The sequence below is a fragment of the Microcoleus sp. BROC3 genome, assembly GCF_036702515.1.
In the GTDB taxonomy this organism is placed as follows: Bacteria; Cyanobacteriota; Cyanobacteriia; order Cyanobacteriales; family Microcoleaceae; genus Microcoleus.
The window spans coordinates 140,530-155,711 of the sequence record NZ_JAUBTQ010000012.1 but is presented as its reverse complement, the minus strand read 5'-3'; the positions used below and the strand labels follow the sequence as shown (position 1 = coordinate 155,711).

Here is a 15,182-nt window from a genome sequence, read left to right as displayed (position 1 = left end):
ATTAGTTGGCAATTGGAAATGTTACTTTTATATCACAGATGGATGGCCTGTTTACCCCATGTTTATCCCAGATGGAGGCCAAATTATCTGTAAAACTTACATGACCAGAGTAGAGGGCGAGAATACGCGACTACGACATTACGCAAGCCAGACTTCATGGCAAGACACTGTGCTATTCTAAGTCGGTAGAAATGCTTAAACATTCTATTTGGTTAGTAATTCATTATCTTAAGTTTTGGGAGGTTCCGGTTCCCTATCCATCGTATCATTTCAATCGCGCTCAAACGAGGCAAATCGGGTAGCCAAAATATCCCTTGACCGCACAAATCATACCTCTATTCAGCAACGCCCGCTTTTTAATTATTTGAACGAACCGCGAAGACGCAAAGAGCGCGAAGGAATAAAAGAGAGAGGTTTTTCTCCTTTCCAACTAGAGTCTTTACCTGAAAACATCTACCTATCTTCTTCTTGCTCTTCCTTCGCGTCCTACCCTCCGGGAACGGCTTCGCCGAACGCGCCTTCGCGGTTCGTTAAATCCTACTCCATCTCCTGCAAAACCCCTGTCAAAATTTCCACAATGCGATCGATATGTTCCTTCTCAATAATCAGCGGTGGCGACAAAGCAATAATATCACCCGTCGTCCGAATCAGCAACCCTTTTTCATAGCACTGCAAGAAACAATCAAAAGCCCGTTTCCCCGGCTTCCCAGCAATAGATTCCAACTCAATACCCGCCACCAGTCCCAGATTCCGAACATCAATTACGTGCCGCACCCCCTTCAAAGAATGCACCGCATTTTCCCAATAACCAGCCATCTTATCAGCTCGTTCAAACAGCCTTTCTTCCTCATAAATATCCAGCGTCGCCAAAGCAGCCGCACAAGCCAGAGGATGACCCGAATAAGTATAACCGTGAAAAAGCTCGATCGCATTTTCAGGAGCATTCATAAAAGCATCATAAATGCCTTCTTTGACAAACACCGCCCCCATCGGCACCGTACCGTTAGTTATCCCTTTCGCCGCAGTCACAATATCGGGAATCACCCCAAAATATTCCGTTGCAAAACTGGAACCTAAACGCCCGAATCCGGTAATTACCTCATCAAAAATTAGCAGAATTCCGTATTTGTCGCAAATCGCCCGCAGTCGCTCCAAATAACCTTTCGGGGGAATCAAAACACCTGTAGAACCAGCCACAGGTTCGACAATTACCGCTGCAATATTCGACGCATCGTGCAAAGCGACAATCCGCTCCAATTCATCCGCCAAATGCGCTCCCCATTCCGGTTGTTTGCGGCTGAAAGCATTGTGTTCGAGATTGTGAGTGTGAGGCAAATGATCGACTCCCGTGAGCAAACTGCCAAAAAACTTGCGGTTTGTACCGATACCGCCGACAGAAATTCCCCCAAAACCAACGCCGTGATAGCCGCGTTCCCTGCCGATTAATCGTTGGCGAGTTCCTTCACCTTTTACCCGGTGATAAGCAATGGCAATTTTTAACGCTGTTTCAACAGATTCCGAACCCGAATTAGTAAAGAAAACGCGATCGAAATTGCCCGGAATCATCTTTACCAAACGTTCCGCCAATTCAAAAGCGCCCGGATGTCCCATCTGAAAAGCCGGAGAGTAATCCAAACGCAAAACCTGCTGTTTAACTGCTTCGGCAATTGTCTCGCGGGCGTGTCCTGCATTCACGCACCACAGCCCCGCAGTACCATCTAAAATTGAGCGGTTATCATCGCTTGTAAAGTGCATATCTTTTGCCGAAACCAATATTCGCGGATTCGCTTTAAACTGTCGGTTGGCAGTGAAGGGCATCCAGTAAGCGTCCATATTTGTCATCGTTTTTTTATCTTTTTATATTGATGATTATGCCTTCAAACTATAACTTGCTACCGATTGGAGTTCGCCAGACACTTATTATAAGTTTACAAACATCTCTTTTAAATGAACCGCGAAGACGCAAAGAGCGCGAAGGAAGAGAAGAAAGAGGTTTTTATCATTTCCAAGTAGAGTCTTTACCTGAAAACATCTACCTATCTTCTTCTTTCTATTCCTTCGTGCCTTTGCGGTTAATTAAATAGATATTCTTTAATTAACGATCGCACCGACAGACTCAGGCTGCAACAAACCCGTCAGCATTTTCACAGGTCGCTCCCCGTAGGGCCACGCGAAAGCATGGCGGAAAGCGGCCTCTTGACACGCTTGCAACTGCCGAAAATCAATGATATCCAAAGTTAACAAATTCTCGTACTCAAAAGGCAGCCGCACGTTGTGCAATCCCGCGTTGTCGGTGCAAATGGCAATATCCACACCAGCTTCAAAACATTGATCGAACACAACCTTCAATTCGCGCATATCTTGCAACGTCCCCGTTTTGAGATAGGTAGTCGGGCAAACTTCCAAGCATTGACCCCTGCGCGCGACTTCTGGCAGCAGTTCGGGATATTTTAACGGAATTTGAATCCCGTGGCCGATACGCATCAGATAGGGCAGAAGTTCGGGATAACAGCCAGAGGTAGTTTCGTAGAGGTGGCCGGTAGTTTTGATGCCGATCGACCTCGCGTACTGGTACAATCCGACAAACTCCTCCAAACGCTCGCCAATACAATCATCGCCGCCAGCTATATCGATCGCACAAACATATTCTCCCATTTGCGCCGCCAAATCTACGATCGCCCGATTCACCTCATAGGGTAAACGCGAGTGCATACACAAAATTTGGCTGGTAACAATCGGACAATCGCTAATTTGACTTGCCTTGCCCACAACCTGTACAATTTCTGCCATCAAATCAATGCGTTGTGACTGATCCAAATGTTCAGGAGTCCGCAAATAAGGCGTATAGCGCAACTCCAAATAAGCCAGATTTTCAAACACGTAAGCGCCCCGCATCAACCGATAGATGAAATAAGGCAACGTCTCAACAGTTTGAACGCTTTCTACCAGCGTGTGCAGTTCCAAATACTCATTGAGAGTATTGCGCGGACGAGTGTAAAACTCCTCAAACTCCGAGTATTCTTGAAATCGATTAACCATCTCAGCATTGTGGCGATCGAAATACCGCCACAGCACCCTAGGAACGACAGAACCACCCAGATGGCGGTGCAACTCAGCGTGTAAACTCATGGCAACAAAGCCTCTATTTTCTCAATGTTAACAAAAATTAATTTGACCGAAAACAATGGGGTCTGTTGCTCCCGGACTCGTCTGTGGATCGGCTCTCACTCATTTGTGTATCCGATCGACCTGTGAACCGATGTATCCGTGGCGTAGCCTCTAAAATCTAAAATCCAAAATCTAAAATCTAAAATTGATTGACATTTAGGACGCATTCATAGATAATCGGAGATTGTGTCAACCTGAACTGAACGCGAGAAACCCTTGGCTAACGTAGTTGTGATCGGCGCCCAGTGGGGCGATGAAGGAAAAGGCAAAATTACCGATTTGCTCAGCAAATCCGCAGATATCGTTGTCCGCTACCAAGGGGGCGTCAACGCCGGTCACACCGTGGTAGTAAACGGTCAGACTTTCAAGCTGCACTTAATTCCGTCCGGGATTCTCTACCCTGATAAAGAGTGTATCATCGGCTGCGGTACGGTCATCGACCCTAAAGTTTTAATTGCAGAGTTAGATCAGCTAGAGGCACTGAATATTTCGACGGCCTCGCTGATGATTTCGGAAACTGCTCACGTAACGATGCCCTATCATCGATTAATTGATGTAGCATCGGAAACGCAGCGGGGAAATTATAAAATCGGGACGACGGGACGCGGCATCGGCCCTACTTACGCCGACAAGTCGGAACGCACTGGCATTCGGATGCTCGATTTAATGGACTTGGAAGGGTTGCAAGAACAATTGGAATGGACGATTAATTGTAAAAATGTCCTTCTCGAAAAACTCTACAATTTGCCGCCTTTAAATCCGCAAGACGTAATTGATGAATATCGAGTTTATGCCGAACGTTTGCGGCCGCACGTAGTTGATAGTTCCCTGAAGATTTATGAGGGACTTCACAAGCGGAAAAATATTCTGTTTGAAGGCGCGCAAGGCACTTTATTAGACTTAGATCACGGTACTTATCCTTACGTTACTTCGAGCAATCCCATCGCTGGTGGGGCTTGTGTGGGAACCGGAGTCGGCCCGACAGCGATCGATCGCGTAATTGGCGTAGCAAAAGCTTATACAACCCGCGTCGGAGAAGGCCCCTTCCCTACGGAAATGGTAGATGGAATAGGCGAAATTTTGGGCCAGAGAGGTGCCGAATTCGGCACGACAACCGGCAGGAAACGCCGCTGCGGTTGGTTCGACGCAGTAATCGGCCGCTACGCAGTCCGCATCAACGGCCTTGACTGTCTGGCAATTACCAAACTAGATGTTTTGGATGAATTAGAAGAAATTAAAGTTTGCGTTGCTTACGAAATTGACGGCGAAAAATGTGTTGATTTCCCCAAAAGTTCCCGGATATTTGCTCGGTGCAAACCTATTTACGAAACCCTTCCCGGTTGGAAGCAGTCTACGGAAGAGTGCCGCAATTTGGAAGATTTGCCGCAGCAAGCTTTGAATTATCTGAAGTTTTTGGCAGATTTGATGGAAGTGCCGATCGCGATCGTTTCTCTCGGTGCGAGCCGCGACCAAACTATTATTGTAGAAGATCCGATTCACGGCCCGAAACGCGCTTTGCTCTCTGCTGACGGTACGCCAGCCTAACCATTTTAGATTTTAGATTTTAGATTGGGAAAGAGTGAGGGGGAGATTGGGAGAGTTGGAGAGGCAGAGATTGGGAAAATATCCCAATTCCCAATTCCAAATTTCCAATTTTTATCAAAATTTCAGCGAATTTAATTAACTTCGCTCGCTGTAGCATAAATTTGATAAAATGTGAAAACAATCAACAGAAAGTCATAAAATGGAACTCGCAGTAGAATGTCAAAAGCGGGCAGAAGGCAGCAAACCTAACGCCCTTCGCCGCTCTGGATTGATTCCCGCCGTCCTCTACGGCCACAAAGGCTCTGAATCCATTTCTCTTACCATTAAAGCCAAAACAGTTGAACACCTGCTCAAAAAGCACGTAGTCAACAATGCCCTAATTGACCTCAGCATTCCCGACCTCTCTTGGAGCGGAAAAACCTTACTGCGCGAAGTTCAAGTTCATCCTTGGAAGGGCTATCCTTACCACCTGAGCTTTTTCTCCGTAGCCACTCAAGACAGCCTGGAAGTTGGAGTGTCGCTGAATTTTGTCGGCGAAGCTGTCGGCGTAAAGTTAGAAGGCGGCATCTTGGATACCGTGCTGACGCAACTAGCAGTTAAGTGCAAACCTGACAGCATTCCTGAATCCATAGAAGTAGATATTTCTAATTTAAAGGTTGGGGATGCGCTGCACATTAACGAATTAGTTTTGCCTGCGGGAGTGGTAGCTCTCGGCGAACCAGATCAGGTGGTTGTTACCGTGCTGGGAATTCAAGCAGGTTCTGAAGCCGAAGACGCAGAAGAAGACGCAGCCGCAGCGGCTTAATTAGTAATTACTAATAGTTGTTAACTAATTGTGGAAAAAAAGGGCGATCGCTTTCTCCCAAAAGGGCGATCGTTTTTTGCTAAAAAGGCTATTCTAGTTTGAGCGCGATCGCACATCTTTCACCCTGCCTGCTCAAAAACAGGCTTTCTGGCCTGTTCCACAAAGAGTGAATTACTTCTTGTGGGCCGTTGCTCCTAGCCCGCCGGTAAAAGCCTATAGAAAAGGGTGCAATCTCCCTTGCCCAGGCCACAAGAAACCATCCCACAAGCAAGAACCTGCGGGCTTTACTTTTATTTACAAAACCTGCGATCGTTCAGAACCTACAAAAGTCGCGACTGGCGCACAAATCAGCCAGAAACCGGGCTGATTCTTACATATTTAGCAGTCAAATCAAAAAAATCAGCCGAGAAACCCGGTTTCTCGATAGCACCGGCAGTCACAAAATTTAAGAATTGGGGGAACAAGTCCGGTACTGTTAGTGTCAAACTCGACTATAATTGTGAAACGTTTTGACTACCCTATTTAATTCCTGCCTCTGGAGCCGCCGCCCATATGCCATCAACAGTGAGTACAGAATCAACAGCGGTTCAATTTAACCAACAGGGAGAAATATACTTATCCCAAGGAAAAATAGAAGAAGCCATCGCATCCTGCGAGCAAGCTTTGAAGATTCACCCCAATTTTGCACCGGCTTACAAGACTTTGGGCAACGCGCTGCAAGCTCAAGGCAGGATGGAAGAGGCGCGGCACTGGTACGCAAAAGCGATTGAAATAGAACCGAATTTTGCGGAAGTATACGCGAATTTGGGCAGCCTTGGCGCGCAGCAGCAAAAATGGCAGGAGGCGATCGGATTTTATCAAAAGGCGATCGCGATTAAACCCAATTTCGCGGGAGTTTACCGGAATTTAGCAAAAGTATTCGGACAAATTGGCAAACCGGAAGAAGCGCAGCAGTGTTGGTATCAAGCATTTAGTTTGGAACCGGAAAAAGTAGCGCCTGGGGAACACTTGAATATGGGCGACGCTTTTTTTCGGCAGGAAAAATTCCCCGAAGCGATCGCTTGTTACGATCGCGCCATAAAATTAAATCCTAATGTGGCGACTGCTTACCAAAATTTGGGCGAAGCGCTAAAAAAACAAGGCAAGTTAGAGGAAGCGACAGCATATTATCGCAAAGCTATTGAACTCAACGCAGCTAATGCGAGAAACGGCAGCGAGGGACAGCAAACTTTGGCGGGTGCAACGGCGACAAACGGTGCAGTTAAGCAGCAGCCCGCAGCCCCCCCAGTGAAGCCCCCAGTGCAGCCGCCAGTTAAGCCGCCAGTTCAGCAGGCAGTTAATTCTACAATTAATATAGAAGATCCAGAAGCATACAAAATACTGGCAGAAGGCTATTTTGCTCAGGGCAAATTGGAACAGGCGATCGCAGCTTGTAAGAAGGCGCTGCAAATTAAGCCGGAAGCGCCACTTTACAAAATGCTGGGCAACGCCCTACAAGCTGGCGGCAAAATTGATGAAGCTAAAAGTTGCTATGTCAAAGCAATAGAAATTAACCCAAATTTTGCCGAAGCTTACGCTAATTACGGCAGCATTTGCGCGCAGCAGGAACAGTGGCAGCAAGCGGTTTCTGCTTACGAAAAGGCGATCGCCCTGAAACCGGATTTTGCCGGTGCTTTTCGCAATTTTGCGAAACTGTTGACGCAGTTAGGCAAGCCGGAGGAGGCGGCTGAGGCTTGGTATCGAGCATTTGCGATCGACCCCAAGTCGGGCACCGCTGAGGAACACGAGAATTTAGCCAAAACTTTGATCGAGCAAGGTAAGGTAAATAAAGGAATTGACTGTTACCGGCGCGCGGTTGAGTTGAACCCAAATGCTGGTGCAGCTTATCACGAATTGGGCGAAATTCTTAAGGGTCAAGAACAGTGGGAAGCGGCGGTAGATGCTTACACTCATGCTATTAGAAACAATCCCGAACTTTCTTGGTCGCACAACAATTTAGCTGAGTCGCTGGTTAAGTTGGAACGGTGGGAAGAAGCTGTAAATGCTTACCGCAAGGCGATCGAATTAAATCCAGATTTTAGCTGGTCTCACAACAATTTAGCAGATGTGTTGCGGAAGCTGGAACGGTGGGATGAGGCGGTAAATGCTTACCGCAAAGCAACAGAATTAAATCCAGATTTTAGTTGGTCGCACAACTATTTAGCAGACGCGCTAATTAAACTAGGAAGGTGGGATGAGGCAATTTCTGCTTACCAAAGGTCGATCGAACTCAATCCCGACCATTTTTGGGCGCACAACAATTTAGCAGAAGCGCTGGTGAATTTGGAACGTTGGGATGAGGCGGTTGTTGCGTACTGGCGGGCTAACGAAGTTAATCCGAATTTCTTCTGGTCGCAGAGCAAGTTGGGCGACGTGCTGCTAGAACTGGAAAGGTGGGAGGAAGCGATCGATGTTTACCGACGCGCGGCCGAGTTAAATCCTGATTTTCCGTGGACTTATTACAACATGGGAACGGCTTTTGAGAAACTGGAACGGTGGGATGAGTCGATCGCCGCTTACCGCCGCGCTGCGGAGATTCAGGCGGATTTGCCGTGGCTTTCGCAAAAGTTGGCTGATGCTTTGAGGATGCGGTCGCAGTGGGATTTGAAGGAAGCGATGCGTTTGTACCGGCGGGCGATTGATGAGAATCGTGATGACGTGCAGTTGTACCACAAGGCGCTAGAGATTGCGCCGAATGATGCTGACCTTTATGTTGAGTTGGCTGATGCTTTGGTGCGCAAGAATTGGTCGGATGGGGCGATCGTCTTTTATCAGATGGCGTTGCAGGTAAATCCCGAATGCGGTGAGGCACAATTGCAGTTGGGGTTGATATTCGCGCAAAAGAATGATATGGAGCGGGCGATCGCTTGTTACCGCCGCGCTATTGAGGTTCAACCAAATGAGTATAAACCTTACCAATTGTTAGGCGATGCTTTGAGTGCAAAAGGTCAGCGGGTGGAAGCGATGAACTGTTACCGTCGCGCGATCGAGTTAAAACCTGACGATCCGTATATCCACAACAATTTAGGGGATATGCTGCGACATCAAGGAGATGTGGAAGGGGCGATCGCTTGTTACCGCCGCGCGATCGAACTCAAGCCTGATTTCTCTTGGTTCCACTATAATTTAGGGGAAGTCTTGACCAAGAAAGGGCAGATAGATGAAGCCAGTGCTTGTTACCGTCGCGCCCTTGAATTGGAACCCAAGATTTTCTAATTTGCGCTGCAATTGAGCCTGTATTGCGTAAATTATATGCAGGCTCAAAGAGGTTATTTGTTGTAAAATAATGTAAACGAACAAGATTTAATGAACCACTATGAACCCCGAAGCAGCTAAGCGTCTGGAAGAAGCTATCCAGAAGACTTTATCGACTCACGCTAAAAACGACAAAAGCTATCTATGGATGGCATATTGGGTAATTTTTGAGCGGGAAGCTGACCCTGATGGATTAGAAGGTTGGTTAAACGAACTTAATACTGGTGGGTCTCGATCTACTGTTATAAAAAAGATGGTTGAGGGACATGAATTTCAGCAGCGGCTTCCAGAGTCCGAGAGGGGCAGCAAATTAATGACAAGCTTCACAATGCCTAATCAGGAAATTGTGAAAGAATTTATTCCACCTGCTGATGATTTTCCTGTAATTCCCCTGAGCATAGATGAGTTGAAAGAACAAGTAGCAAGTAAACATTGGTTTCATCAAATAAATCTGGGGAATGGAATAATCACACCCGGACAGGATGATAGCGCGGAGAAGCTACTTAGGATAAAAATGCCTGAAAAACTAGACGGAATGACTGTGCTTGACATAGGTGCTTGGAATGGTTTTTTCTCATTTGAAGCAGAGCGTCGCGGTGCTAGTCGCGTTCTCGCAACCGATTCCTATGCGTGGCATACTTGGGATGGCAAGTCGGGATTCGATCTAGCACGAAGAGCTCTCAATTCAAAAGTACAAGCTCTGGAAATAGATATACTGGAGCTTTCTCCAGATAAAATTGGGACTTTTGACTTAGTTCTGTGCCTGGGTGTGCTTTACCATATGCGTCACCCTTTACTCTCTTTAGAGAAAGTTTTTAGCGTCACTGGAAATCAACTTATACTGGAAACAACCGTTGAACTCTTTTCAGAAGACAGACCGGCGATGGTGTTTTATCCTGGTACCGAATTTGCTAACGATCCAACTAATTGGTGTGGGGCAAATCCAGCAGCCGTGATAGCCATGCTGAAAGTTGCCGGATTTAGCAAAGTCGAATTAGTGAGCTTAGTAGATTTCCCTATTCCGCAAACGGGGCGAGCAACTTTTCATGCCTGGAGATAGTGTTATTGGTAATTCTTTATTTCCCTTAACACAAGTTAATCGATATCAGAGAAACTATCATCAACCCCGAAACAGCTAAGCGCCTGGAAGAATCCATCCAGAAGACTGTATCCACTCACGCTAAAAACGACAAAAGTTTTCTGTGGATGGCGTCTTGGGTAATTTTTGGGCGCGAAGCTAATGTAGACGAGTTATAGCAAGGTTTGAGTCAAGCTGATGTTATCAAAAAGATAGTGGATTAGAGCAAATTTAAACAGCACCTTTCTCAAAAAGAACAAGAAATATTGAGTATCGCTCGCCATCAAGAACGAAACTTAAGATACTCTTCATTCTTTTTGGATTAAAAATGTGTTAGATCTCTCTTTATATCTCAATCCAGTCCAATCATCTTCCAAGATTTCAACTATCTTTCCGCCTTCTTTTTCGAGCAGCCCAAAAATGGTGCTTTGGGGTAATACGTGCATCTCCATTTCCCGCCGTGTACCTTCGTCCTTTAGATACTGTTCTAAGGAAAACTTATATCCGATTCGATAAGTAGGTACTTGAAAATATGCCACTCCTCCAGAGTTTAATGCTTTTACCATTTCTTGGAGAATGACACTAATAATCGGTGGCGGGTTGTGCTGGAGAACTATCACTGAGTAAATTACATCTACCTTGGGTAAGTTCTTTATATCTTTTACTTCCCGGACGTGACGCAAATTAACATTGCGAATTCCTTGACTTTGCAGATAGTGTTCGGCACCCTGTAAATGTGCTTTAGAAATGTCGCAACCAAATACCGTTTCAAATTTTTCTGACAGCCAACGAGTAACGCGACCGAGACCGCAGCCGTATTCCAAACAAGATTTAAAGGCAGTGGCATCTAATCCGTTTCTTTCCAATGTTTTGAATAGCTGCAATACATTTGCCTGCCCGGAATTATAAAATAATTCTTTTGTTGTATTAATTTGAGACTGGAGAAACTGCTCGGAAGTCACCACAGACCAGTGTGGTTCTGTCTCGCCCAGATAAGACCACGTATCTTGAATGTGCTTAAACAAAACTTGCAGTAGAGTTTCATCAAATACATTTTCAATGCTCATTGCCGGCTCATCTCCTGCCAATGCCAAGCGGTCATTCGGCTGATTTTGATTTTGATTTTGATTTTTAAACTCCTGCGAGCGCATGAAGTGTTGTCGGATTTCCTGAGTATTGGTTAGTATTTGCAATTGATCATCTATCACTTTTTGGCTCTCAGGTTCTCTGTCAAGAAATAAACGATAAGCCCATAAAATAGATTCGCGTGTCAGCTTGAATGGCATACTTTGTACGGCAACGAGAGTTTACTATTTACGATCGTACTGCAAAATTTGACTAACTCTGCAGGCTGGGAGTGCGAGACAAGAGTTCAATCTGCCGAACTAATTATAACCGTGTTCCTTTGCTAGGTGCGATCCTGTTGAATGTGATGTTTAGCTCTCTCCAATTCCACATTGGCTTGCAGCGCTACTTGCTTCCAAGCTTGAGCTTGGCATTCATACCAGTTTTTCTCTTCTATTGTCCTGGTAATGTATTCAAGGCGATGTCTAATTTTTGTACCTATAGCCTGCGGACTGCATAAAGACCTAATCTCTTTAGCTGCTGTCGCTCCTACTTGCTGTGCTTGCAGATAATTGTCAAAAACATACTCCATCAGAGAAGCAGCGTGATCTATATCTGGATCTGCCCAGATGCTACCTTTTGGGTAAAGTCCATAAGCTTCAGTAGTTGCCACTAGGTCGTATTTCACCAAAAAACTATTGCCGACATTCATAAATTCCATATTCGCTGAGTAACCTGTAGCAATCACTGGTTTGCCATAGAACATTGCATCCGCCATTGTTAAACCAAAACCCTCGGCACGGTGTAATGAGACATAACAATCACAATTGTCAACTAAACCATTTACCTCTTCTTTCGTTAAATGACCCTCGATTAATTGAATTGATGACCAACCTTCAATTTGGGCTAAAAGTTGATTTTCATGATCTTGATAAAGAGGGTGAGAACGAAACTTAATTATCAGTACAACATCCTTACTATCTTTACTAAAAACTTCCTGAAAAGCTTGAATAGCTGCTAAGGGATTTTTCCGCTCAAAGCCACTACCCATATCAAACATAAGGAGAAAAATAAATTTATATTTGGGCAAATTTAAGTCGCTCCGACTCAAAGTATTAGGGGGAATATCTATAGGGTGAGGCATTTTCATTACAGGCAGTGGCGATACTGCTGAAATACATTCTGCGGTATAACTACTAGGAGTCCATACTTCATCAAATTTCTCAAAAGCACCTAACCAAAAATCCGGAAAAGTCTGTAGTTCCCACGCCCAAAATCCAATATTATATCCACTTTTAAAACATTCAGGACTGATATTTTGTAAAATAGATTGGTGAGGATTGGTATGAATGTAATTGATCCGATATGGGTATTTTTCAGAAAAATTGCTGTATGTTAAATCTAAGCTTCTTTGTGACTCCTCTTTCAAATCTTGAATTACAAAGGGAATGCTAGCAGATTCCATTGCTTTTAAAGCCCCTCTTACCCCTTCCCCAAGACCAAACTCGCCAGTCACATGACCAATAACATTGACTCCAAAATTAGAATTGAACATAGCTAATTAAGCCCTCCAGATAATATTTGATGCTTTCTCTCTATTAATCGACTCGACTCAAACTCAGATGGAAATCTAGTGTATAAGAGAATGGGGTTGCTGTAGTTCGTTCTGAAATTGTCTGGCTGTTTGCTTCCAAACTTGGATTTCTGACTGGGCTAAAGCCGTCTCTTTCTGAAGCTGATGGATGCTGGTTGACCAGTTTGTAGATTGATTCATCCTGCTTCTAATGATTTCTAATCGATGTTTAATTTTTGCACCTAGAAGTTGAGGACTCAGTAAAGTTTTAATTTCTTGAGATGCTCTAGATCCTACTTTTTGTGCTTCCTGGGGATTCTCAAAAACATACTTCATTAAGGATGCTGCATGATCGACATGGGGATCTGCCCAGTAATTTCCTTTAAAGTAAGGACCATAATCTTCGGTCAGCGTCACGATGTTATATTTTACTGGAAAACTATTGCCGACATTCATAAATTCCATATTAGATGAGTACCCCGTCGCAATTATAGGTTTGCCATAGTACATAGCTTCCGCCATTGTCAGACCAAAGCCTTCTGAACGATGCAGAGAAACATAGCAGTCGCAATTGGCAACTAAAGCATGAAGTTCCTCTCTCTTTAAATGCCCATCGATAAAATGAACGGGCCAGCCTTCTGCTTGCGCTTTGAGTTGATCTCGCTCTTTGGGAAAAAAGTTGCCGTTAGAAAACTTGAGTACAAGCAAAACATCCTCGTTTGACTGAGAAAAAGCTCGCTTAAATGCTTCAAGGGTAGCAAATGGGTTTTTGCGACCTATGGTGCTGTGGAAGTCAAACATGAAGAGAAAAATACATTTGTTTTTGGGTAATCCTAATGCTTCTCTATCAAATGATGGTTCGGGAAGGTCAAGGCTTGACATTACCTTAATCACGGGCACGGGCGATACGGGCGCGATCGCTTCAGCGCAGTAATTGCTATAAGTCCATATCTCGTCAAAAAAAGAAAAAGCGTACAGCCACCCCGGGGGAAATATCGGCAGTTCCCAAGCCCAAAAGCCAATATTGTATCGACCTTTAAAGCATTCGCGATCGATCATGTTGAAAACAATGGGTTCGGGCACAGTGTGGATCAGGTTAATGGGATAGGGATTTTGCTCGGAAAAACTTGTGTAGCTGTTGTCTAAGTTTCGATGCCAATCTACCTTAATATCTTTTAGTGCAAAGGGAATGCCAGCAGCTTCAATCGCTCTGAGAGTGGCTCTCGATCCTTCTCCCAGGCCGTATTCACCGCTCAGGTGTCCTATAAAGTTGATACCGAAATTAGAATCTAGCGTTTGATTTAACATAATAAGTCTTCTACTTGAGAAACATTTAGAATCAAGACTTGACAATTCAGCGCTGTTGCAGTTCAAACTGGGAGTATTTGGCTAAATCTTTCTGTACCTGCAATGCTGTCTGCCTCCAAGCTTGAGCTTGACGAGCCAATAAATCTTTTTCGGCCTGAAGCTCGTGGAACCGACTTGACACGGGAGACTGATTGAGATGCGCCAGGATAAATTCTAGGCGATTTTTGATTTTTCTACCCACTGTTTGAGGACCCAGCAAAGACCGAATTTCCTTAGCAGCTTTAGTTCCTACTTGCCGTGCTTCCTGATAATTTTCAAATGTGTATTTCATCAGAGAGGCAGCATGGTCAATATCTGGTTGAGCCCAGATACTGCCTTTGGGGTACGCTCCATAATCTTCAGTTGTTGTCACCAGATCGTATTTAACAGGAAAACTATTGCCAACATTCATAAATTCCATATTAGATGAATAGGCTGTCGCTATTACTGGTTTCCCGTAGTACATCGCTTCCGACATTGTTAAACCAAACCCCTCAGCCCGATGCAGAGACACATAACAGTCACAACTATTAACCAAAGCGTGAATTTCTGCTTTTGGCAAATGCCCGTCTATAAATTGAATCGATGGCCAGCCCTCTGTCAATTCCGCTAGCTGCTCTCGCAAGTGCGGGAAATAATGGGTATTGGCAAATTTGAGGACGAGTAAAACATCTTGATTGGATTTGCCAAAAGCTTCTTTAAACGCCTCAACGGTTGCAAAAGGATTTTTCCTTTCAAAGGAACTCCCAAAGTCAAACATGAATAAAAAAATAAACTTATCTTTGGGTAAGTTTAGGTTTTCTCTTGTCAGGCAAGGCTGAGGAAAAGCGAGGCTCACAGGAATTTTGAGCACGGGAACCTGGGAGACCGCAGAAAATGCTTCCGCACAGAAATTGCTGGGAGTCCAAATTTCATCAAATAAATCAAATGCCCACTGCCACTCATTCGGAAATACGGGCAATTCCCACAACCAAACTCCTATATTGTATTTGCCTTTAAAATATTCAGAACCAATACCGGGAAAGTATCCTGCTAAAATCTGATCGACCCAATTGGGGTTAGTCTGGACTATATTGATCGGATAGGGGTTGTCGGTGCCAAAATTTTTGTAAGTGGAATCTGAGTTAGGTTGACCGCCTACCTTTAAATCTGTGATAGCAAATGGAATTTTAGCTGCTTCCATTGCTCTTAGAGTGCCTCTTCCAGCTTCTGCCAGCCCAAAATCACCGGTTATATGACCGGCCAGATTGACACCGAAAGAAGAATTTAGTGTTTTTTTTAACATTTGTCTGGCTTTTTGCTTAGTG

At 44.7% G+C, this 15,182-nt stretch carries 10 protein-coding genes and 1 pseudogene; 5 read left to right on the top strand and 6 right to left on the bottom strand.

Going from position 1 to position 15,182, the window contains the following annotated elements; all coding sequences use genetic code 11:
- Positions 1-302 (top strand): annotated as a pseudogene (locus QUB30_RS10550) (IS1 family transposase); the annotation flags it as partial.
- Positions 303-537: 235 nt separating this feature from the next.
- Here QUB30_RS10550 and QUB30_RS10545 read toward each other — a convergent pair.
- The gene (locus QUB30_RS10545) at positions 538-1,842 is read right to left on the bottom strand and encodes an aspartate aminotransferase family protein (RefSeq protein WP_333332916.1); all 1,305 of its coding nucleotides are present in this window, start codon (positions 1,840-1,842) and stop codon (positions 538-540) included.
- 249 nt (positions 1,843-2,091) lie between these two features.
- Positions 2,092-3,129, bottom strand: a complete 1,038-nt coding sequence (locus QUB30_RS10540) for an adenosine deaminase (protein ID WP_333332914.1) — start codon at positions 3,127-3,129, stop codon at positions 2,092-2,094.
- A 255-nt stretch (positions 3,130-3,384) separates the two neighbouring features.
- On the opposite strand from QUB30_RS10540, the gene QUB30_RS10535 reads away from it, so the two are divergent.
- From QUB30_RS10535 to QUB30_RS10520, 4 genes are all read left to right on the top strand, one after another.
- Positions 3,385-4,713, top strand: a complete 1,329-nt coding sequence (locus QUB30_RS10535; RefSeq protein ID WP_333332912.1) for an adenylosuccinate synthase — start codon at positions 3,385-3,387, stop codon at positions 4,711-4,713.
- A 199-nt stretch (positions 4,714-4,912) separates the two neighbouring features.
- The gene (locus QUB30_RS10530; protein WP_333332909.1) at positions 4,913-5,518 is read left to right on the top strand and encodes a 50S ribosomal protein L25/general stress protein Ctc; all 606 of its coding nucleotides are present in this window, start codon (positions 4,913-4,915) and stop codon (positions 5,516-5,518) included.
- 552 nt (positions 5,519-6,070) lie between these two features.
- On the top strand, positions 6,071-8,773 hold the full coding sequence (locus QUB30_RS10525) for a tetratricopeptide repeat protein (RefSeq protein WP_333332907.1): 2,703 nt from the start codon (positions 6,071-6,073) through the stop codon (positions 8,771-8,773).
- Between the two features lie 100 nt (positions 8,774-8,873).
- Positions 8,874-9,872, top strand: a complete 999-nt coding sequence (locus QUB30_RS10520; protein WP_333332906.1) for a DUF1698 domain-containing protein — start codon at positions 8,874-8,876, stop codon at positions 9,870-9,872.
- Positions 9,873-10,198: 326 nt separating this feature from the next.
- Here the strand turns inward: QUB30_RS10520 and QUB30_RS10515 are convergent, their stop codons facing one another.
- The 4 genes from QUB30_RS10515 to QUB30_RS10500 all read right to left on the bottom strand — a co-directional run bounded on the left by QUB30_RS10515 (position 10,199) and on the right by QUB30_RS10500 (position 15,160).
- Entirely contained in the window at positions 10,199-11,098 is a 900-nt protein-coding gene (locus QUB30_RS10515) for a class I SAM-dependent methyltransferase (RefSeq protein ID WP_333332904.1), read from the bottom strand.
- Between the two features lie 200 nt (positions 11,099-11,298).
- Positions 11,299-12,510, bottom strand: a complete 1,212-nt coding sequence (locus tag QUB30_RS10510) for a glycosyltransferase (RefSeq protein ID WP_333332902.1) — start codon at positions 12,508-12,510, stop codon at positions 11,299-11,301.
- A 75-nt stretch (positions 12,511-12,585) separates the two neighbouring features.
- On the bottom strand, positions 12,586-13,836 hold the full coding sequence (locus QUB30_RS10505; RefSeq protein WP_333332900.1) for a glycosyltransferase: 1,251 nt from the start codon (positions 13,834-13,836) through the stop codon (positions 12,586-12,588).
- Positions 13,837-13,882: 46 nt separating this feature from the next.
- Complete coding sequence (locus tag QUB30_RS10500; protein ID WP_333332898.1) at positions 13,883-15,160, bottom strand: glycosyltransferase family 4 protein; 1,278 nt, start codon at positions 15,158-15,160, stop codon at positions 13,883-13,885.
- Between the last annotated feature and the right edge of the window lie 22 nt (positions 15,161-15,182).